Origin of the sequence: Rhodococcus sp. 008, assembly GCF_001682295.1 — a bacterium.
Classification (GTDB): Bacteria; Actinomycetota; Actinomycetes; order Mycobacteriales; family Mycobacteriaceae; genus Rhodococcus_F; species Rhodococcus_F qingshengii.
Genome location: NZ_CP012749.1, coordinates 3,035,098 through 3,052,380 on the forward strand (window position 1 = coordinate 3,035,098; position 17,283 = coordinate 3,052,380).

The window sequence follows — 17,283 nt, forward strand, 5'->3', positions numbered from 1 at the left end:
AGCTGACGGTTAGTGGACCCTGCGCCAACTACCGTTGAGTCCGTGTTGGAACCTAATGGACCACTGCCCCCCGAGATCTACTGGCGTCGCCGGGCGCTGGCCATTGGTGCCGCCGTCATTGCACTGGCGTTGATCATCTGGGCGGCGTCCGCCCTCTTCGGCGGTGGAAGTGATACCCCGGAGGCCGATTCGGCCGCTGCGAGTTCCTCGCTGACGACGGACGTCTCCTTCACCCCCAACCCTTCCGGCTCCAACGCGCCGGACGGTGGCGGTGGCTCGGGTGGCGGCGCTGCCGGTGGATCAGGTGGCTCGGGCACGCAGGCTTCGGGATCGTCTTCGTCTTCTTCCTCTTCGTCGACCACCGGGGCTCCGGTCCCGGCCGGTCAGTGCGCCGACTCGTCGCTGGCAGTCAAGGCCACCGCAGACAAGGCGACCTTCGCTCCCGGCGAAGAGCCGTCGTTCACGATCGTCATCACCAACATCGGTTCGGCACCCTGTGATCGAGATCTGGCCGGCGGCCTTCAGCAGGTGCTCGTCTACAGCATCGACGGCAAGACCCGGTTGTGGTCCAACGTCGACTGCTACCCACAGCCCGCAGCCGACGTACGCAATCTCGCGCCCGGCGAGCAAGCTGCGTTCAAGGTCGCCTGGTCGGCCACGACGTCGACCCCCGAGTGCGCGACCGCGCAGAACCCCGAGCGCAATCCGGTGGGCGCAGGCGCTTACACGGTTGTCGGGCAGCTCGGTGCACTGCGAAGCTCCCCGGAGCCGTTCAACATCGCATGAGCGCGGGCAAGCCTGAACAGGCCCGCTAGTTGAAGGATCCGGTGATCGACGTTTCCGCGAGCCGGGAAAGTCCCTCACGGATGTGACGAGCCCACAGCCCGCCGATGCCCTCGACCGACTGCAGATCGGCAGCCGTAGCGGCCAGCAGCGACTGGAGAGTGCCGAAGGATCCGACCAACCGGTGGATCTGATGGAACTGCAATCGAGGTACACGCATCAGCACGCGATATCCGCGAGGAGTCATCGGAGTGTCGAGGGCTTCGATCGTGCCCGGATAACCGAGAACACGCGCAAGAGTCGTGAGATCGAGTAGATCGGCGTCGGTGACCCGATCGAGTGCGACGAGGACGTTGTCCATCGCCGCGGTGCCGATGGGTTCGGGACCGGCAAGATAGTCCCGAACGATGAGTTGACGTGCAATGTCGTTGTCGCCGACCAGTTCTTCGAGCTGCAGTGCCAACTGGCGACCGTCGGTGCCGAGCTCGAGGACATCCTGTTCGATTTCGATCGACACGCGGCGAACCATTTCGAGGCGCTGTACGACGGTCAACGCGTCGCGCAGAGTCACGAAATCCTCGATCTCGACGACCGACAGTTGCCGTGTCACTTCGTCGAGTCGCGCTTTGTATCGTTCGAGCGTCGCGACGGCCTGGTTGGCGCGCGAAAGTATGGTGGCCGAGCCGTCGATGACGTGCCGGATGCCGCCGACGTACACACTGACGATCGACATCGACTGACTGACCGAGACCACGGGATAGCCGGTTTGAATTGCCGTGCGCTCGGCGGCACGGTGCCTCGTGCCGGATTCGACGGTGGGAATCTTGTGATCGGGAACCAGCTGGACGTTGGCACGCACGATGCGTGTGCCGTCCGTCGAGAGGACAACCGCGCCGTCCATCTTCGACAGCTCACGCAATCGGGTCGGTGCGAACTCCACGTCGAGGTTGAATCCGCCGTCACACAGCGCTTCCATTTCCTCGTCGTATCCGAGGACGATCAGCGCGCCGGTACGGCCGCGCAGAATTCGTTCGAGCCCGTCTCGCAAAGCGGTACCCGGCGCCAACCTGGCGATGGTCTCTCGCAATGCCGACGACGACTGTGTGTCCGCCATCGCACTGATCATTGAGAAACTCCCTGCTGAGGTCGATGTCACTTCGGTCGGGTCCGATGCCTGCGCCGGACGGATCCCCGTTTAGATTACCTATCCATGAGTAGTACCTGGACCCTGCCTGATGACCTGACTGTCCCGGAGCCGGTCGAATTCTTTCCGGCCGCCGGCGAGAAGCTGCCTCAGCACTGGTCGAAATGCTTCGGCTGCGGCGACGACCAGCCTGCGGGAATGGCGATGAGTTTCAGGGCTGGTAAAGGACTGGAAGTGACCGGTCGTCTGGAGGTCGCCAAGAAGTATCAGGGCGGTCCAGGTGTCATTCACGGCGGCATTCTGTCGACGGCATTCGACGAGGCTCAAGGTATGGCATGTATGGCTCTCGGCTCGCCGGTGGTGACCGGGCACCTCGAGATCGACTTCGCCCGGCCGATCCCGTTGGGATCGGTGCTCGAATTCCGGGCTCGCATCGACGGCGTTGTACGCCGCAAGGTCTACACCAGTGCAGAAGCGGTGATCGTCGAAGGTCCGACAGCGGATCCGGACACGGTGGTGGGAACCTCCCGCGGACTGTTTCTGACCATCACCTCGGAACACTTCGCCAAGACCAAGGAGTTCGTGGACGGCGAACCGACGTCCCCGTTCGGCACCTCGTCGGTCTGACGAGGTAGTCGGCCGAACGACGATCACTTCACCGGCGTGAGCTTGGGGCGAGACGGGGCTTGTTTGCCGCCCATCAATCCGGCGTAGGCCAGTGCCTCGGCCAGATTCGCCACTTCGTTGACGCGCATGCCGGGAATGTTCGGGCCGGAATCGACCGGCACGATGGCGCTGGTGAATCCCAGTCGGGCAGCTTCGATCAGCCGTCGGTTCACCCCGGCAACCCGTCGAACCTCCCCGGCGAGTCCGACCTCGCCGAGGATGACGAGCCCCTTGGGGACGGGTTTGGCTTTCACGGCGGAAGCGACCGCAATGGCGAGAGCCAGATCGGCACCCGGCTCGGTCATCCGCATACCGCCGACGGTCGCGGCGTAGACGTCGGCCTTCGAGATCGACACTCCGACGCGGCGTTCCAACACGGCGAGAACCATGGCCACACGGGCGGTGTCGAGCCCGCTGACGGCTCGGCGGGGTGTCGGTAGCGGCGTGGCGGCGACGAGCGCCTGAACTTCACCGAGTAGAGGTCGCTTACCGTCCATCATCACGGTGACGGCAGTGCCTTCCACAGCTTCTTCACGGTGATGCAAGAACAGGCCGGACGGATCGCTGATCTCGTTGATGCCCTGCTCGCTCAGCTCGAAGCATCCGACCTCGTCGGCCGCACCGAATCTGTTCTTCACGCCGCGGACCATGCGCAGGGTGGAGTGCTTGTCACCTTCGAAGTGCAGAACCACGTCCACGAGATGCTCGAGCGAGCGCGGACCGGCGACGGCGCCGTCCTTGGTGACGTGGCCGATCAGAAGCACCGGAATTCCACTGGCCTTGGCCAGGGAGGTCAGGGCGCTGGTGACGGCCTTGACCTGAGTCACGCCGCCAACGACCCCGTCGACGTCGGCAGCAAGCATGGTCTGCACCGAGTCGACGATGACCAGTGTCGGTTTGACCTGCTCGATGTGGCCGAGGATGGTCGCGAGATCGGATTCGGCCGCCAGATACATCCGTTCGTGGACAGAGTTGGTGCGATCTGCCCGAAGTCGAACCTGACCGGCGGACTCCTCGCCCGTGACGTACAACGCTCGATCATCCGCGCTGCGCATCGCCCAGCGGTAGACGACCTCGAGAAGTAGCGTCGATTTTCCGACGCCGGGCTCGCCCGCGAGCAGCACCACCGAACCCGGTACGACGCCACCGCCGAGGACGCGGTCCAACTCACCGATCCCCGTGGGTTTGGCCTGCGTCGAGGTGCTGTCGATCTGTGTCAGCGGCGTGGCCGGCGTCGTAGGCAGCACGGCGCTTGATCCTGCTTTGGCGAGTGAGGCGCCGGCGCGACTGGCGACGGGTGCCACTACGGCGACCTCGGTCATCGAGCCCCACGAATCGCAGTCCGGACATCTACCGACCCACTTGGGCACTACCGACTGGCATTCGGAGCAGCGGTAGTTCGATTTCACTTTGGCCACCGGGACAGACTAGAGGCGGGGTCCGACATGGACCCCGCCTCTAGTGTGATTTTGAAGTTGTTCTGCGAGGCGCATTGTGCGCCTTGATAATTCGAGGCTCAGTGCCCAGCTTCTGCAACGTCGGGCGACTTGTCCGACTCGTTGCGCTCGAGCTGCGGGCCTGCGTCGACAGGTACGTCGACGGTGACCGATCCGGCCTTCTCGAACTTGAAGGTGATCGGGACGGTCAAGCCGGGGCGAACGCCTGCCTTGATGTCCTGCAGAACGACGAGAGAGAGCGCAGCGGGTGCGTCGTCGTTCTCTTCGTTGTTCTTGATCTGGGTCTCGGCCTCGGTCGCGGCGCCTTCGCCTGCGGGCAACTGACCGGCCTGCAGCGACGTCTGCGGCTTGATCGTCAAGCCACCTACCTCTTCACCTGCGATGACGCGTGCTGCGTAATCGGTGGTGATGCTGACGAGCTTGTCCGTGGTCTCGGCGCTGTCGTTCACGACGGTGAACGCGAGCACGGCGTTGCCGCCCGGCTCGATGCTGTACTCCTCGGACGAGGGGTAAGCGATGTGCACGTTGCGCAGTGCGATCTCACCGAGGTCGGCGCTGTTGCCGTTCACGGCGGCCTGCTGGACGGCGGTCTGGCTCACCTGTCCGGAACCGCAAGCGGACAGCGCGATGGCTGCGCCTGCAGCCAGTGCAATGGCGGTAGCGACTCGACGAGTCGGCTTACGGATAGCAGTCACGATTTGTCCTCCACGGCGTCAGGTTCGCACTCCACTAGGCAGAGTAGTAGATAAGGTCCCGCGGGCTGGCCGTCGGGTCGCCACAACGGTTGTCTGCGTGGGCTTTCAGTCCGTTACGCAGGGGTGCTCCAGACCAGTTGAATGCACGTACAACAAGCCCTGTCAACCCCTACGCTCGAGCAAGGATGCCCCTGACCTGCACAGTTGATGAGTGGTCGGTTCTTTCACGTGTTAAACTAGTGGAATCGAAAGGGGCACGGGACACATGATTTTCAAGGTCGGAGACACCGTCGTATACCCCCATCACGGTGCGGCGCTGATCGAAGCTATCGAAACCCGCACCATCAAGGGTGAGCAGAAGGAGTACCTGGTTCTGAAGGTCGCTCAAGGCGATCTCACAGTACGGGTTCCTGCAGACAACGCAGAGTACGTCGGAGTTCGTGACGTGGTCGGCCAAGAAGGCCTCGACAAGGTTTTCCAGGTTCTGCGAGCACCGCACACCGAAGAGCCCACCAACTGGTCTCGTCGATACAAGGCAAATCTCGAGAAGCTTGCCTCAGGTGACGTGAACAAGGTTGCAGAAGTTGTTCGTGACCTGTGGCGTCGTGAGCAGGACCGCGGACTTTCCGCTGGTGAGAAGCGCATGCTCGCCAAGGCTCGTCAGATTCTCGTCGGAGAGCTCGCGCTCGCCGAGGGCACTGACACCGAGAAGGCAGAGACCATTCTCGACGAGGTCCTCGCGGCCGCGTCCTGACTGCAACACAACAAAGCTGACAGTGGCAGTAGTAGCCCTGGTACCTGCCGCAGGTCGGGGAGTGCGATTGGGCGAGAAATTGCCCAAGGCATTTGTCGAACTCGGTGGGTGCACCATGCTTGCACGCGCGGTCGATGGACTCCGGAAATCCGGAGCGATCGACCGCGTTGTTGTCATTGTGCCGCCTGAACTGGTCGAATCCGTCGTAGCCGACCTCGGTCGTGCAGCGGACGTCGACGTCGTCGGCGGTGGTGCCGAAAGAACCGATTCGGTTCGAGCCGGCCTCAGTGCTGCCGGCGACGCAGATTTTGTACTCGTGCACGATGCCGCACGGGCATTGACACCGCCGGCGTTGATCGCGCGCGTCGTCGACACTCTCCGAGCCGGCAGCTCCGCTGTCATCCCGGTACTTCCGGTTACCGACACGATCAAGTCGGTCGACGTACTCGGCGCAGTCACCGGTACGCCTCTGCGTTCGGAGTTGCGTGCGGTTCAAACTCCCCAAGGATTCTCCACCGACGTCCTGCGCAGTGCGTACGACGCCGGTGACGTCGCCGCGACCGACGACGCCGCTCTGGTCGAGCGTCTCGGTGTTTCGGTGCAGACGATTCCCGGCGACGCCCTCGCCTTCAAGATCACCACTCCGCTCGACCTGGTCCTTGCACGGGCGCTCCTGAGCTCGGAGACAGCGTTGAGTGCGGATTCACAGGACGGAAATTAGATGCGCGTCGGTCTCGGCACGGATGTTCATCCCATCGAGGTCGGTCGTCCTTGCTGGATGGCCGGGTTGCTGTTCGAGGAAGCAGACGGGTGCTCGGGCCATTCGGACGGCGACGTCGCCGTCCACGCGCTGTGTGACGCGTTGCTCTCTGCGGCGGGCCTCGGTGACCTCGGTTCGGTTTTCGGCACCGGCAGGCCCGAATGGGACGGCGTGAGCGGCGCTCGAATGCTTGCCGAGGTTCGCCGACTGCTCGAAGAGAACCAGTTCGCCGTCGGCAACGCCGCGGTGCAGGTCATCGGCAACCGTCCGAAGATCGGGCCACGTCGCGACGAGGCACAGAAGGTGCTCTCGGACATTCTCGGCGCGCCTGTTTCGGTGTCCGCGACCACCACGGACGGCCTCGGCTTGACCGGTCGCGGCGAGGGGATCGCCGCCATGGCCACCGCGTTGGTCATGACAACCGAACACGACAGGTAAGATCGCTGGTCGTGACCCTGCGCCTATACGACACCGGTACGCGGGCCCTTCGGGATTTTGTTCCGTTGGCCCCCGGACATGCATCGGTGTACCTGTGTGGGGCGACAGTTCAGGGTGATCCTCACATCGGACACGTTCGTAGCGGCGTCGCTTTCGACGTGCTGCGACGCTGGCTGTTGGCGCACGGCAACGACGTTGCCTTCGTGCGCAACGTGACGGACATCGACGACAAGATTCTCAACAAGGCCGCCGGCGCCGGTCGACCTTGGTGGGAGTGGGCGGCGACGTTCGAGCGGTCGTTCACGTGGGCCTACGACCAACTGGGTGTGCTGCCGCCGTCCATCGAGCCGCGGGCCACCGGTCACGTGACGCAGATGGTCGAGATGATGGAACGTCTGATCGAGAACGGCCACGCGTACGCGGCGGGCGGTGACGTCTACTTCGACGTGCAGAGCTACCCCGAGTACGGCGCACTGTCCGGCCACAAACTCGACGACGTTCATCAGGGCGAGAGTGCGGCCGAGGGCAAGCGTGATCCTCGCGACTTCACCCTCTGGAAGGCCGTCAAGCCCGGTGAGCCCTCGTGGCCGACGCCGTGGGGACCCGGCCGTCCGGGCTGGCACCTCGAGTGCTCGGCCATGGCGGAGTTCTACCTCGGGGCGGCATTCGACATCCATTGTGGTGGACGCGATCTCGTCTTCCCGCACCACGAGAACGAAATTGCGCAGGCCAAGTGCGCCGGCGACGATTTCGCTCAGTACTGGTTGCACAACGGCTGGGTCACGATGAGTGGCGAGAAGATGTCCAAGTCGTTGGGCAACGTTCTCTCGGTGCCGAACGTGCTCAAGAAGGTTCGTCCGCAAGAACTTCGGTACTACCTCGGTAGTGCGCACTACCGTTCCAATCTCGAGTACTCGGACGAGGCGTTGGACGAAAGTGCGAAGTCCTACCAGGGGCTCGAGTCGTTCGTCCTGCGCACACACAAGCGTGCGGGTGGCGTCGAACTCGGTACGTGGACCGAAGGTTTCGCGGCGGCTCTCGACAACGACTTGTCGGTGCCGATCGCGTTGGCCGAGATTCACGGCAAGGCGAGCGAGGGTAATTCCGCGCTCGCTGCCGGTGATCTCGACGCGGCTCGGGTGGCTGCCGGCCAGGTGCGGGCCATGCTCGCGATCCTGGGCGTCGACCCACTCGACGAGCATTGGACGCAGTCCGGTGGCGACACCGAGACGGCAATGGAAGCTTTGGACGTGTTGGTGCGGGCCGATCTCGATCGTCGGCAGCAGGCACGTACGGAAAAGAACTGGGCGGTGGCGGACGAGGTCCGCGATCGCCTCATCAAGGCGGGTATCGAAGTAACCGATACTCCCGACGGACCCGAATGGTCCCTTAAGGCAGGGCAGTAACAATGGCTGGAAACTCGAGCAGGCGCGGCGCAGTCCGTAAGGGCGGCACCAAGAAGGGCCAGGTTGCCGGTTCCGGCGGTAAGCACCGTCGCGGTCTCGAAGGGCGTGGCGCTACGCCGCCCGCCGAGGCACGCACCAAGCATCCCGCGGCAAAGCGTGCAGCGCGCGCCGCACGTGCCGACGAGAAGCAGGGCCGCGGTGGCCGTCCGGGTCCGGGCCGCAAGGTTCTCGACGGTCCCGAGACAGTGCTCGGACGCAACCCGGTGGTCGAGTGCCTACGCGCCGGCGTTCCCGCGACTGCACTGTGGGTCGCCGTCGGCACCGAGAGCGACGATCGACTGAAGGAATCCGTTCAGCTCGCTGCGGATGCCGGCATCTCGATCCTCGAGGTCCCCCGCACCGATCTGGATCGCCTCAGCGCCAACGGTCTTCACCAGGGCATCGCCCTGCAGGTTCCGCCGTACCGCTACGCGCACCCGGACGATCTTCTCTCGGAGGCACGCAAGCATGCCGAGCCGCCGCTGCTCGTCGCGCTGGACAACATCACCGATCCCCGCAACCTGGGTGCCGTCGTGCGCTCGGTCGCAGCTTTCGGTGGACACGGCGTCGTGATTCCGGAGCGTCGTAGCGCGAGCGTGAGTGCTGTCGCTTGGCGTACCAGCGCCGGCGCTGCCGCTCGTTTGCCGATTGCTCGGGCAACCAACCTCACCCGCACGCTCAAGGACTGGGCATCGAAGGGTGTTCAGGTCGTCGGTCTCGACGCCGAGGGCGACACCACTCTCGACGATTTCGACGGCAGCGGTCCCGTTGTGATCGTGGTCGGTTCCGAGGGCAAGGGCCTTTCGCGCCTCGTCCGCGAGAACTGCGACGCGATCTTGTCGATTCCGATGGCCGGTCCGGTCGAGTCGCTCAACGCCTCGGTTGCCGCCGGAGTCGTCCTGGCGGACATCGCCCGCAGGCGTCGTAGCAGCTGAGTTCTAACGGCTTTCGGGTGAGTCTGGCGGGGTTCTAGCTCCGTACCGACCAGGCTTCCCACAGTGCAGCGTAGGAACCGTCCGCGCCGATCAGTTCGTCATGTGTCCCGCTCTCGACTACGCGGCCACCGCTCATGACGAGTATGCGATCGGCGCGGACTGCTTGGCTCAGCCGGTGTGCGATCACCACGGCGGTCCGGCCGGTGACTGCTAGTTCGGCTGCCTGATCGAGTAGACCGGCTGCGGTGGTTCCGGCTTCGGCAGTCGCCTCGTCGAGGATGACGACGGGAGGATCGAGCAGAGCCAGTCGGACGAGGGCTATGTGCTGTGCCTGCGCTGCCGTCAACTGGTACCCACCGGCCCCGACCCTGGTCTCGAGTCCGTCCGGAAGTTCATGAATCCATTGAGCTTTCATCGTGTCGACGGCTTCGGCGATCTTCGCATCGTCCGAATCTGGTGCACACAACCGGAGATCGTCGGCGATCGTCCCGACGAACACGTGAACTTCCTGGCTGACGAGGACGACTTCGTGCCGAAGTTCGGCATCACTCAGGTCGTCAATCAGTGTGCCGTCGACGGTGATTCGCCCGTCCCCGACGGGAATGATGCCGGCAATCAGTTTGGCGAGCGTGGTCTTTCCGGCGCCGCTGCTTCCGACGACGGCGATTCGTTCCCCCGGTGCGATCGAGATCGAGATCGAATCGATCACCGGGGTGGAGTTGTCGTACGAGTAGGAAACCCGGTCCACCTCGACGCCGATGGGTTCGGACCGAGCCGAGGCAGGAATGCTCGTGGGCCGCCTGGGCATCGCGGTGACTCCGATCAGGCGAGCCAGGCTGGCACCCGCATCCTGCAATTCGTCGATGTTCGAGAGAAATACCGCGATGGGGCTGAACAGACTGTGGAAGTAGAGGGCGGCGGCGGTAGCGGCCCCGATGGACACCGAGTCTGTGGTCACGAGCCAGTAGCCGACGCTCAGGACGGCGGCCAGTCCGAGCAGTTCGGCGCCGTTGAGTTGGGCGAAGAAGTTGGTGCGCAGGCGAACTGCCTGCATGTCGAAGCTGATGGCATGCTCGGAGGTCTCGGCGATTCGGTCGATGTGCTCGTCTGTTCGCCGCAGGGCAGTGACAGTGCCTGCGCCTCCGAGAGTTTCGATGAGCTGTTGTCCCCGCCTGGCCTGCGCAGCGCGAGAGCGTCGGTAGACGGGTCCGGAGCGTCGGAGGAAATGACGAAGAGCGAAATAGTGAATCGGCGCAACGGCAACGATTGCCACGGTGAAGCGCCAATCGATCACTCCCACACCGACAAGCGTCAGTGAAATCATGAACAGGGCAGACACGGTGGCGGGTAGTACTCGCGCGATGACGGTGTTTACCGCTTCGACGTCGCCCGAGACCCGGGAAATCAGATCACCGGTTCCGGCATCCTCGACCAGTGACGACGGCTGCGCGAGGGTGGCGGCGAACACGTCCTCACGAAGGTCGGCCAGCACGTTCTGCGCGACGTTCGCCAGAAGCTGTGTGCTCCACCAGGTCAGCGCAACCCCTGCTGCCGCTGCGCCGAGCATGAACGCGGTGATACGCAGGAGTGAGGCAAACGGTTTGCCCTCCGTGACCGCATCGACCATGAGTCCGAGCAGTGCCGGGGTGGACAGGCCGCAGGCCGTAGCAGAGAGAAGCACGACGGTCGTGAGTGCGAGCGCTCGCTTGCGTGGCCGAAGCAGTGCGATCAATGCGCGGACGGTCTGCTTGGTCGACGCGATCGGCAGGGCAGATACAACCGGAACAGCAGATGCATCCGGAAGGGTATCGGTCACAGCGACTCTCCCTCCCGAACGCCGTGGTCGATCGTGACGACACGGTCACACGAATGGAGCAGGGTCGGGCTCGAGGTGATCACCAGAATGGCCTTGTCGGGGAAGTTTCTCAGCGAGTGTGCAATTCGATGCTCGGTGACAGAGTCCACGGAAGTGGTGGACCGTGTTCACCGGCACCGTCTTCGACAATCTGGCTGCACCGAACGTCGACTCGTCGGCAATGACGTCATCTGCGCTCGACGACGTGTTGACGCATCTGCCCGACGGCCACCTCTCCGAGGTAGGCGAGCAAGGAAAGAAACTCTCCGGAGGTCAACGCCAACGCCTTCTCCTCGCCCGCGCTCTCCATCAACCCCAGCCGATCCTGGTCCTCCACGTCCTTCATGGGCGGAGACGAACACCTGATCACGAACTCCGTCCGGGCCGAGGTCGGTTGCATCGGTGCCGAATACGAAGTAAGAGTCGGGGGCGAGCGGGGTCTGATAGGCGAGTTGTCGTGCCAGTCGGTCGGCGGAATCGTCAGCGCGCACGCCCACCACTTCTCCGCGTCGAGCTGAGACGACAGTTCCGTTGTCCGCCGAAATCAATAGGGCGTCTCCACTTCTGGCAGGTTCGGTCGTGGCCGTGGCGGCCAGCGATTCGATCAGGTGTGGCTCGGCCAACAGTTCGGAAAGTCTGCGCGCGGAACCTCGCTTGGCAGCGAGTTCGGCACCGAAGAACCCCAGCGTTTCCATCGGACCGGCAATCACTCTGCTCAAGCCGACAACGGTGACGAAGTTGCCCACGGTGATCGTGCCTTGATGCGCCATCCACGCGGCTCCAAGCGCAACCGAAGCCAGCACCAACGCGGAGACCCCGGAATTGAGCGCGGTCAGGCTGGACATTGCTCTGACCGTCCGGATCGCTGCCTTCATCGACTCCCGGCTCGCGTTGACGTATCGCGACAGGGCGGTGGGTTCAGCCCCGAAACCCTTCAGTACCCGCAGTCCCAGCGTGAAATCCGTTGCAAGCATGCCTGCCTCGGCTGCCTTCTTCTGCTCTGCATACACGCGCTCGTCCAACGGACCGCTGATCTTGTGGATGAATATGAGCTGCGCAGCGGTGATGAGTACGACGATCAGTGCGAGCGGCCACGAGACGAAGGCAAGCGAAATCACTGCCGCGGCGAGCCCCGCAAATGCCGAGCCCTGTTCGGCGACAACCCAGGAGAAGCCCGAGACGTGTGAGGCATCCGAGGTAGAGATGGTGAGAACCTCACCGGTCGAACGCTGAGCTTTCATCCCCCTGGCATCGAGTATTCGTCTGGCAGCATTCAGTCGTAGGTCGTGTTCGCCGTAGACGAAGACCTGCGTGTTCAGGCGAACTGCGATGCGCCACGACAGAGCGAGTCCCACGAACAGAGCACACAGCACCGCAAGCCACACGAGAAGTGCTGTGCTGTCGGACTTTCCGATTGCCCGGTCGACGACGGTGCCGATCAGCACCGGGATGAGGGCTTGAGCTACCTGATACGACGCCTGCCCGGTGACGGCTGCAACCAGTCGCGGGCCGCGTCCGGCGGAGAATGATCCGACTCGGATCATCTCCATCGGACCGGAACGAGTTTCGGGCAGCGCTGACACTCGTGAAACTCCTCGCCCAGATCTGAACACTCGTTGTGCAGTTCTACGGTAAAGCCGGTGCGAGTGCGGAAAGTGCTCGCAGATGCCAAGGGCTACGCGGCAGCGGACAGATGGAGTATCGACACCCCATTACCGGGATCGGGTCTCGATATACCTGGCTGGTCGAAACAAAGTACGTTTGCGAAGAGAGCTGACAGAAGATGAAGAGCACTACCCGAATAGTGGCTGCGTTGGCCGCGATTGCCCTGCTCGCAGGCTGCCAGAGCAGCACCGAGTCAACAGCGTCGGAGGGCACGACGCAGTTGGCCGAGGCCGGCGCGCTGCCGGTCACCGTTGATCACGCGTACGGGTCGACCACCATCGAGACCGAACCTCAGCGGATCGTGACGATCGGCTGGAACAGCCAGGATTCGGTCCTCGCACTGGGCAAGACACCCGTCGCCATGGAGTCGTTCAGTGGGGCAGGCTTGGAGAACGGCATCCTGCCGTGGGACGAAGAATTGTTGGGCGATGTCGAACCCACGTTGCTCGACAGCACGTCCGGTGTGCCGTTCGAGCAGATCCTGGCGTTGGAGCCGGACGTGATCATCGCAGTGGTCTCGGGAATCACCGAAGACGACTATGCACGTCTTTCCCAGATCGCACCCACCATTCCGTTCAAGGAGACCGCATGGGCGACCACGTGGCAGGAACAGTTGTCGACCATCGGATCAGTACTCGGCCAACCGAAGCGGGCTGCCGAGCCGATCGAGGAAACTGACGATTCCATAGCCGACCTGGCTGCCGGATCCCCGAATCTGAACGGGAAAACCTTGACCTTCCTCTCGGGAAACATCGACGGCCTCACCAATTACTGCGCTGACGACGGCCGAGTCATCCTGATGTCCCAGCTCGGACTGAAGCAGTCGGCCGGAAGCGCAGAGCTGTGCGGCGACACCCAGGGGTCGGTGACTGCATCGCGCGAACAGTACAACGAACTGGACGCGGACGTGATCGTGCTCAACGACGCGAGTGGGCAGGGGCTCCCCGGATTGATGGGGGACAAGTTGTTTGCCGACCTGCCGGCAGTCAAGGACGGCAGGCTGATTCAGCAGCTCGGTCTGGCACGAGTGATGGCCTTGGCTTCACCCACGTCGCTGAGCGTCAAATATGCTTTCGCGGAACTGGTCTCGAAGATGAACGGGTTCTGACCCGCTGATGAAACTGACCAGCTAGGCCGACAACTCGCACGCGTCCGAGTAGTAGTTCTTCGGTGTGCGTCCGGTGACCTTGCGGAACACGCTGGTGAAGGCGCTGGGGGTTTCGTATCCGACGCGACGGCTTACCGTCGAAACAGGAACGCCCGCAGCGAGATAGGACATCGCAGCGCGGACGCGAACTTGAATTCGCCACTCGGTGAAGGACATCCCCGTGCCTTGAGAGAACACACGGCTCAGGGTGCGGGGGCTTCCGCCGACCACATAGGCCCAATCGGCAAGCCCGCGTTGATCGGCGGGGTCGGCGATCAAGCGGCGTGCAACGGCGAGGGCCCGGGGATCGGCGGGCATCGGCACTGCGACATCAGCCGCCTCGATGGGCGCGAGCGTGTCGAAGACTACGGATTCCGCCCGCAAGCGAGCCTCGGTAGGCATGTTTCGCTGGTGCAGATGGATGAGCATCGTCTTGACGACGTCGTCGATGCCGATGATCGCGGGCTTTGTCCACGGGTGGGGGAACGACTCGGGCCGGAAATAGGTGAAGCGAGCCTCGGTGGATGCGCCGAGCGTGATGCGCCGTGGAGTTCCAGCCGGAATCCACATGCCGACCGTCGGTGGGATCTGCCAACGAACGTCGTCGATGTACGCGCTCATCTCGCCGGAAGCGCCCCAGAGGAGTTCGTGTTCGGGATGGCGGATCTCACGCCACGCGCGCTTCTGATCACGCCCGATGGTGGACGTCGTCATCGAGAAGGGGAGCGGAACGTACCGGCCTGCCGGCACAGCCCAGTACGGAAATCCTGTGGAACTCATCGGTGGATCATACCGCGAATGACTTAGGTAATGCTTTCCTATTTGGTTCTTTGATGCAGGCGCGACGGAGTGTGATCGCCACAAAAGATCGAGGGTGGCACCGAGTCCGAAGACTCGATGCCACCCTCGAACACATTCCCCGACGGAGTGTTTACAGGTGGAGCAGGCGGAGCGAGTGAATCAGCTGCCGTTGGCCAGGACACCGCTGATGATGTCGGAGATGAAGCCGGCCGGGTTGTCGAGGATGGAGGATCCGGCCGAACCGGTTCCGCCCTCGCCGTCAGAAGAGCCGAAGCCCAGATCTGTCGAGCCCGATGCGGCCGCCTCGCCGGGGTTCTTGGCGCGGATCTTGGCGTAGACGCCGCTGATGTTCTGTTCGGTATTGAACGTCGAGATACCGATCGAGCTCGACATTTCCTGGTACGAGCCGATCGGTGCATCGTCGGCGACGAGGTACTGCGCCTCGATCGTCACGGTCTTGCTTCCGGTGGGTGAGATCAGCCAGCCGGTGCTGGGCACATTCACGGTTCGGGCGGCAGTGTCAACCGAAGGCGTGACGGATTCGGTCTTCTGACCGCCGATCAAGTGCCACGCGTTGACCGTTGCCGTGCCCTGGATGTACTTGAACGTGGCGGGGTAGCGGTCGACGAACTGGTCGACGAACTGGTCGACGTAACGCTCGGGGTGGCCTGTTGTGGAGATGACCGTGCGCACGGTGACTTTGCCGCCGGGTGCAACTTCGCCGTCGCCCACGATGCTCTTGGTGATTCGGACGTTGGAGGAGTTGACCGTTGCCGCGGACGGGTGGGTGGCATCGGCGCTCGCGGTGCCTGCGGTCATCACGAGTCCGCTGGTGGCAAGTGCAGCGATTGCGATTCCGGTGAGTGTTTTGCGCATTGAAAAACGTGACATGAAATTCTCCGTTCGAGGGGTTCACGCTGACGGCGATGGGATGACTCTTCAAAGGTTGCGCCGCGGTAACCATTGAAACCTATCGGACGCTTGCCTATGTATCAGTTCGGCAGAATTTACGGAAAAGTCCGAATTGAGAGGACTTTTTCGGTGTCGATTGCCTGCCGTTAACTGATTGTCGACTATTTCGACGAAAAGCTGGGCGAATGTCCAGGTCGACTGTATCGTACTTCGAGAGTCGGGTTGCAACAAGTTCCAGTAATCAATGAATTCGGTTGTCCTGGAACCACACAGAGTGGAGATTGTTCGTGGCAAAGTTTGGATCCAGGAATCGTAGTCTGTCCACCGTTGGAGCTGGTTTGGGGGTGATTGCTCTTGCTGTGGGCGCAAGCGCGCTGGGTGCGGGAGTCGCGACTGCCGAGACAGCAACTTCCGGTGCCTACACATTTACTCGCACCGTGGACAATGCGTCGCCGAAGATCGGTGACACGATCACCTACACGACAGTGTCGAAGAAGAGTGGAATCGACGGGTATATCAGCAGGTTCACCGAGACGCATGCCGCATGCTTGACCTTTGTCCCGGGCTCGGCGAAGGTCACGAAGTTTCACGTTGGCGGGACGATGACCGAAACCACTGAAACGCCGGAACTGACAGCCACGACGCTCGAGGTGACCAGTGCCGGCTGGATCAACAACGGCAGCAAACCGGTGACCATGAAGACCAGCTACACGGTTACTGCTTCGTGTGCGCCGGGAACCGTGTACGGAAGTGGATTGGCGGTAGGTGCCACGGTGATGGGCAACGGATTCCAGTCGAGTGCGAATTTCGCCAACTTGGGCCCGTCCATCACTGTCCGCGCCGCGGATGTGGTCGATCCGGTTGACCCGGTTGATCCCGTTGATCCGGTTGATCCCACTGGCCCCGGAACCGGTGGCGGAATCGGATCGCTCGGCTCGTTGAGTGGTGGCCTCGGTTCCCTCGGCGGCCTGTTCGGTTCGAGCTAGGCGAGAGTTGTGAAACGGCGGGCCGAGACTGTCGTGGTCTCGGCCCGCCGCGGTTGTTCGGTGATCGGGTATTCAAACCATCAGGTGCTCAGCCGAATTCGATCGAGGTGTTGATTTCTTCCACCTGGTTGGAGGTCTGCATGTTCGTCGTGTCGGTGAACTGGTTTGCAAAGCTGACCAGGTAGACCGGCGAGTTGTCGTCGGCTTGGTAAGCGACGACCGTCATGACGGCGTAGAGCGGAACGTCCAGGTTTGGGGCGGTCCAGGTTCCGGAGAGGCGGAAACCCTGCTGTCCGTCGACGTCGATCTCGGTGTACTTCACCTCGGTCCACCCGTCGAGAGTGGCGATCGTTTCACGCGCAGCGGCAAGAACCTCGTCTTTTGTTGCGGTGCCCTGGTTTTCGACCGTCACCGTGGTGTTCGGCATGAAACCGCTGGGTTCCTGGCTGTTGCTGGACAACGCGTCCGTAACGCCGGCAGGGATGTTCTCGCCGTGAGTCCAGCTCGGCGGGAGGCTGACGCTGATGCTCGGCGCTTCGGGGTCGTCGCCGGTTTCGATCGTCGTCCGCTCACCGATGAACGGTGTTCCGTCCCGTAAAGTCGGCTTCGCGGCAGCGGCAGACGGTGAGGATGCAGAGCTTTCGGAAGCGGTGGTCTCACTGGTGTTGGTATCACTGGAGACGGCGTCGCCGCTTTCCGAACTGCTGCATCCGGACAAGACGAGTGCAGCAGTGATCAGTGACGCTATTCCGAGAGCAAGTGTGCTGCTCTTAGGGCTCATAGTGTGACAGTCCTTCAGGTTCTGGCGACGGCCGAGCGCCGCCGGCAGCATTGCTGGCG

Annotated in this window: 17 protein-coding genes and 1 pseudogene; 10 read left to right on the top strand and 8 right to left on the bottom strand. The window is 62.9% G+C overall.

What is annotated here, in order from left to right:
* Positions 1 to 42: 42 nt before the first annotated feature.
* Positions 43 to 786 (top strand): DUF4232 domain-containing protein, encoded by a 744-nt coding sequence (locus tag AOT96_RS14180; protein ID WP_007726893.1) that lies wholly within the window; start codon positions 43 to 45, stop codon positions 784 to 786.
* A gap of 25 nt (positions 787 to 811) precedes the next feature.
* Here the strand turns inward: AOT96_RS14180 and disA are convergent, their stop codons facing one another.
* The gene (gene disA, locus AOT96_RS14185) at positions 812 to 1,897 is read right to left on the bottom strand and encodes a DNA integrity scanning diadenylate cyclase DisA (RefSeq protein WP_024487741.1); all 1,086 of its coding nucleotides are present in this window, start codon (positions 1,895 to 1,897) and stop codon (positions 812 to 814) included.
* Positions 1,898 to 1,993: 96 nt separating this feature from the next.
* Here disA and AOT96_RS14190 point away from each other — a divergent pair, with 96 nt between their 5' ends.
* Positions 1,994 to 2,554: a PaaI family thioesterase gene (locus tag AOT96_RS14190; protein ID WP_065351901.1), complete on the top strand. Its 561-nt coding sequence runs from the start codon at positions 1,994 to 1,996 to the stop codon at positions 2,552 to 2,554.
* Positions 2,555 to 2,577: 23 nt separating this feature from the next.
* Here AOT96_RS14190 and radA read toward each other — a convergent pair whose 3' ends face one another.
* Positions 2,578 to 4,011, bottom strand: a complete 1,434-nt coding sequence (radA, locus tag AOT96_RS14195) for a DNA repair protein RadA (RefSeq protein ID WP_003945739.1) — start codon at positions 4,009 to 4,011, stop codon at positions 2,578 to 2,580.
* 98 nt (positions 4,012 to 4,109) lie between these two features.
* On the bottom strand, positions 4,110 to 4,745 hold the full coding sequence (locus AOT96_RS14200) for a lipoprotein (protein ID WP_007726888.1): 636 nt from the start codon (positions 4,743 to 4,745) through the stop codon (positions 4,110 to 4,112).
* A gap of 265 nt (positions 4,746 to 5,010) precedes the next feature.
* Here AOT96_RS14200 and carD point away from each other — a divergent pair, with 265 nt between their 5' ends.
* The 5 genes from carD to rlmB are packed head-to-tail and all read left to right on the top strand — an operon-like array spanning position 5,011 to position 9,077.
* Positions 5,011 to 5,499 (top strand): RNA polymerase-binding transcription factor CarD, encoded by a 489-nt coding sequence (gene carD, locus AOT96_RS14205; RefSeq protein ID WP_003945666.1) that lies wholly within the window; start codon positions 5,011 to 5,013, stop codon positions 5,497 to 5,499.
* A 22-nt stretch (positions 5,500 to 5,521) separates the two neighbouring features.
* Positions 5,522 to 6,220, top strand: a complete 699-nt coding sequence (ispD, locus tag AOT96_RS14210; RefSeq protein ID WP_003945606.1) for a 2-C-methyl-D-erythritol 4-phosphate cytidylyltransferase — start codon at positions 5,522 to 5,524, stop codon at positions 6,218 to 6,220.
* A complete protein-coding gene (ispF, locus tag AOT96_RS14215; RefSeq protein ID WP_047269647.1) occupies positions 6,221 to 6,697 on the top strand; it encodes a 2-C-methyl-D-erythritol 2,4-cyclodiphosphate synthase in 477 nt (158 codons plus the stop codon).
* An 11-nt stretch (positions 6,698 to 6,708) separates the two neighbouring features.
* Positions 6,709 to 8,103 (top strand): cysteine--tRNA ligase, encoded by a 1,395-nt coding sequence (gene cysS / locus AOT96_RS14220; RefSeq protein WP_003945830.1) that lies wholly within the window; start codon positions 6,709 to 6,711, stop codon positions 8,101 to 8,103.
* 2 nt (positions 8,104 to 8,105) lie between these two features.
* Positions 8,106 to 9,077, top strand: a complete 972-nt coding sequence (gene rlmB / locus AOT96_RS14225) for a 23S rRNA (guanosine(2251)-2'-O)-methyltransferase RlmB (protein WP_003945749.1) — start codon at positions 8,106 to 8,108, stop codon at positions 9,075 to 9,077.
* Between the two features lie 34 nt (positions 9,078 to 9,111).
* Here rlmB and AOT96_RS14230 read toward each other — a convergent pair whose 3' ends face one another.
* Positions 9,112 to 10,893, bottom strand: a complete 1,782-nt coding sequence (locus tag AOT96_RS14230) for an ABC transporter ATP-binding protein (RefSeq protein ID WP_064443087.1) — start codon at positions 10,891 to 10,893, stop codon at positions 9,112 to 9,114.
* Positions 10,894 to 11,113: 220 nt separating this feature from the next.
* Between AOT96_RS14230 and AOT96_RS36420 the strand changes: the two genes are divergently transcribed.
* Complete coding sequence (locus tag AOT96_RS36420) at positions 11,114 to 11,665, top strand: ATP-binding cassette domain-containing protein (protein WP_269465954.1); 552 nt, start codon at positions 11,114 to 11,116, stop codon at positions 11,663 to 11,665.
* A gap of 19 nt (positions 11,666 to 11,684) precedes the next feature.
* Here AOT96_RS36420 and AOT96_RS36040 read toward each other — a convergent pair.
* Positions 11,685 to 12,482 (bottom strand): annotated as a pseudogene (locus tag AOT96_RS36040) (ABC transporter transmembrane domain-containing protein); the annotation flags it as partial.
* Positions 12,483 to 12,715: 233 nt separating this feature from the next.
* Between AOT96_RS36040 and AOT96_RS14240 the strand changes: the two are divergent.
* Positions 12,716 to 13,705, top strand: coding sequence for an iron-siderophore ABC transporter substrate-binding protein (locus AOT96_RS14240; RefSeq protein WP_065351902.1), 990 nt, complete (start codon positions 12,716 to 12,718; stop codon positions 13,703 to 13,705).
* A 21-nt stretch (positions 13,706 to 13,726) separates the two neighbouring features.
* Here the strand turns inward: AOT96_RS14240 and AOT96_RS14245 are convergent, their stop codons facing one another.
* Positions 13,727 to 14,524, bottom strand: coding sequence for a helix-turn-helix domain-containing protein (locus AOT96_RS14245; RefSeq protein WP_031332820.1), 798 nt, complete (start codon positions 14,522 to 14,524; stop codon positions 13,727 to 13,729).
* Between the two features lie 180 nt (positions 14,525 to 14,704).
* Entirely contained in the window at positions 14,705 to 15,436 is a 732-nt protein-coding gene (locus AOT96_RS14250; protein ID WP_231917444.1) for a hypothetical protein, read from the bottom strand.
* A 365-nt stretch (positions 15,437 to 15,801) separates the two neighbouring features.
* Here AOT96_RS14250 and AOT96_RS14255 point away from each other — a divergent pair, with 365 nt between their 5' ends.
* Positions 15,802 to 16,443, top strand: a complete 642-nt coding sequence (locus AOT96_RS14255) for a hypothetical protein (RefSeq protein WP_065351904.1) — start codon at positions 15,802 to 15,804, stop codon at positions 16,441 to 16,443.
* Positions 16,444 to 16,531: 88 nt separating this feature from the next.
* Here the strand turns inward: AOT96_RS14255 and AOT96_RS14260 are convergent, their stop codons facing one another.
* A complete protein-coding gene (locus tag AOT96_RS14260; RefSeq protein WP_065352850.1) occupies positions 16,532 to 17,224 on the bottom strand; it encodes an LpqN/LpqT family lipoprotein in 693 nt (230 codons plus the stop codon).
* Positions 17,225 to 17,283 lie beyond the last annotated feature (59 nt).

Coding starts and splice junctions, on each gene's coding strand:
- disA (WP_024487741.1), bottom strand. CDS start 1,897: ATGGCGGACACACAGTCGTCGTCGGCATTGCGAGAGACCATCGCCAGG.
- AOT96_RS14190 (WP_065351901.1), top strand. CDS start 1,994: ATGAGTAGTACCTGGACCCTGCCTGATGACCTGACTGTCCCGGAGCCG.
- carD (WP_003945666.1), top strand. CDS start 5,011: ATGATTTTCAAGGTCGGAGACACCGTCGTATACCCCCATCACGGTGCG.
- ispF (WP_047269647.1), top strand. CDS start 6,221: ATGCGCGTCGGTCTCGGCACGGATGTTCATCCCATCGAGGTCGGTCGT.
- rlmB (WP_003945749.1), top strand. CDS start 8,106: ATGGCTGGAAACTCGAGCAGGCGCGGCGCAGTCCGTAAGGGCGGCACC.
- AOT96_RS36420 (WP_269465954.1), top strand. CDS start 11,114: ATGACGTCATCTGCGCTCGACGACGTGTTGACGCATCTGCCCGACGGC.
- AOT96_RS14240 (WP_065351902.1), top strand. CDS start 12,716: ATGAAGAGCACTACCCGAATAGTGGCTGCGTTGGCCGCGATTGCCCTG.
- AOT96_RS14245 (WP_031332820.1), bottom strand. CDS start 14,524: ATGAGTTCCACAGGATTTCCGTACTGGGCTGTGCCGGCAGGCCGGTAC.
- AOT96_RS14250 (WP_231917444.1), bottom strand. CDS start 15,436: ATGTCACGTTTTTCAATGCGCAAAACACTCACCGGAATCGCAATCGCT.
- AOT96_RS14260 (WP_065352850.1), bottom strand. CDS start 17,224: ATGAGCCCTAAGAGCAGCACACTTGCTCTCGGAATAGCGTCACTGATC.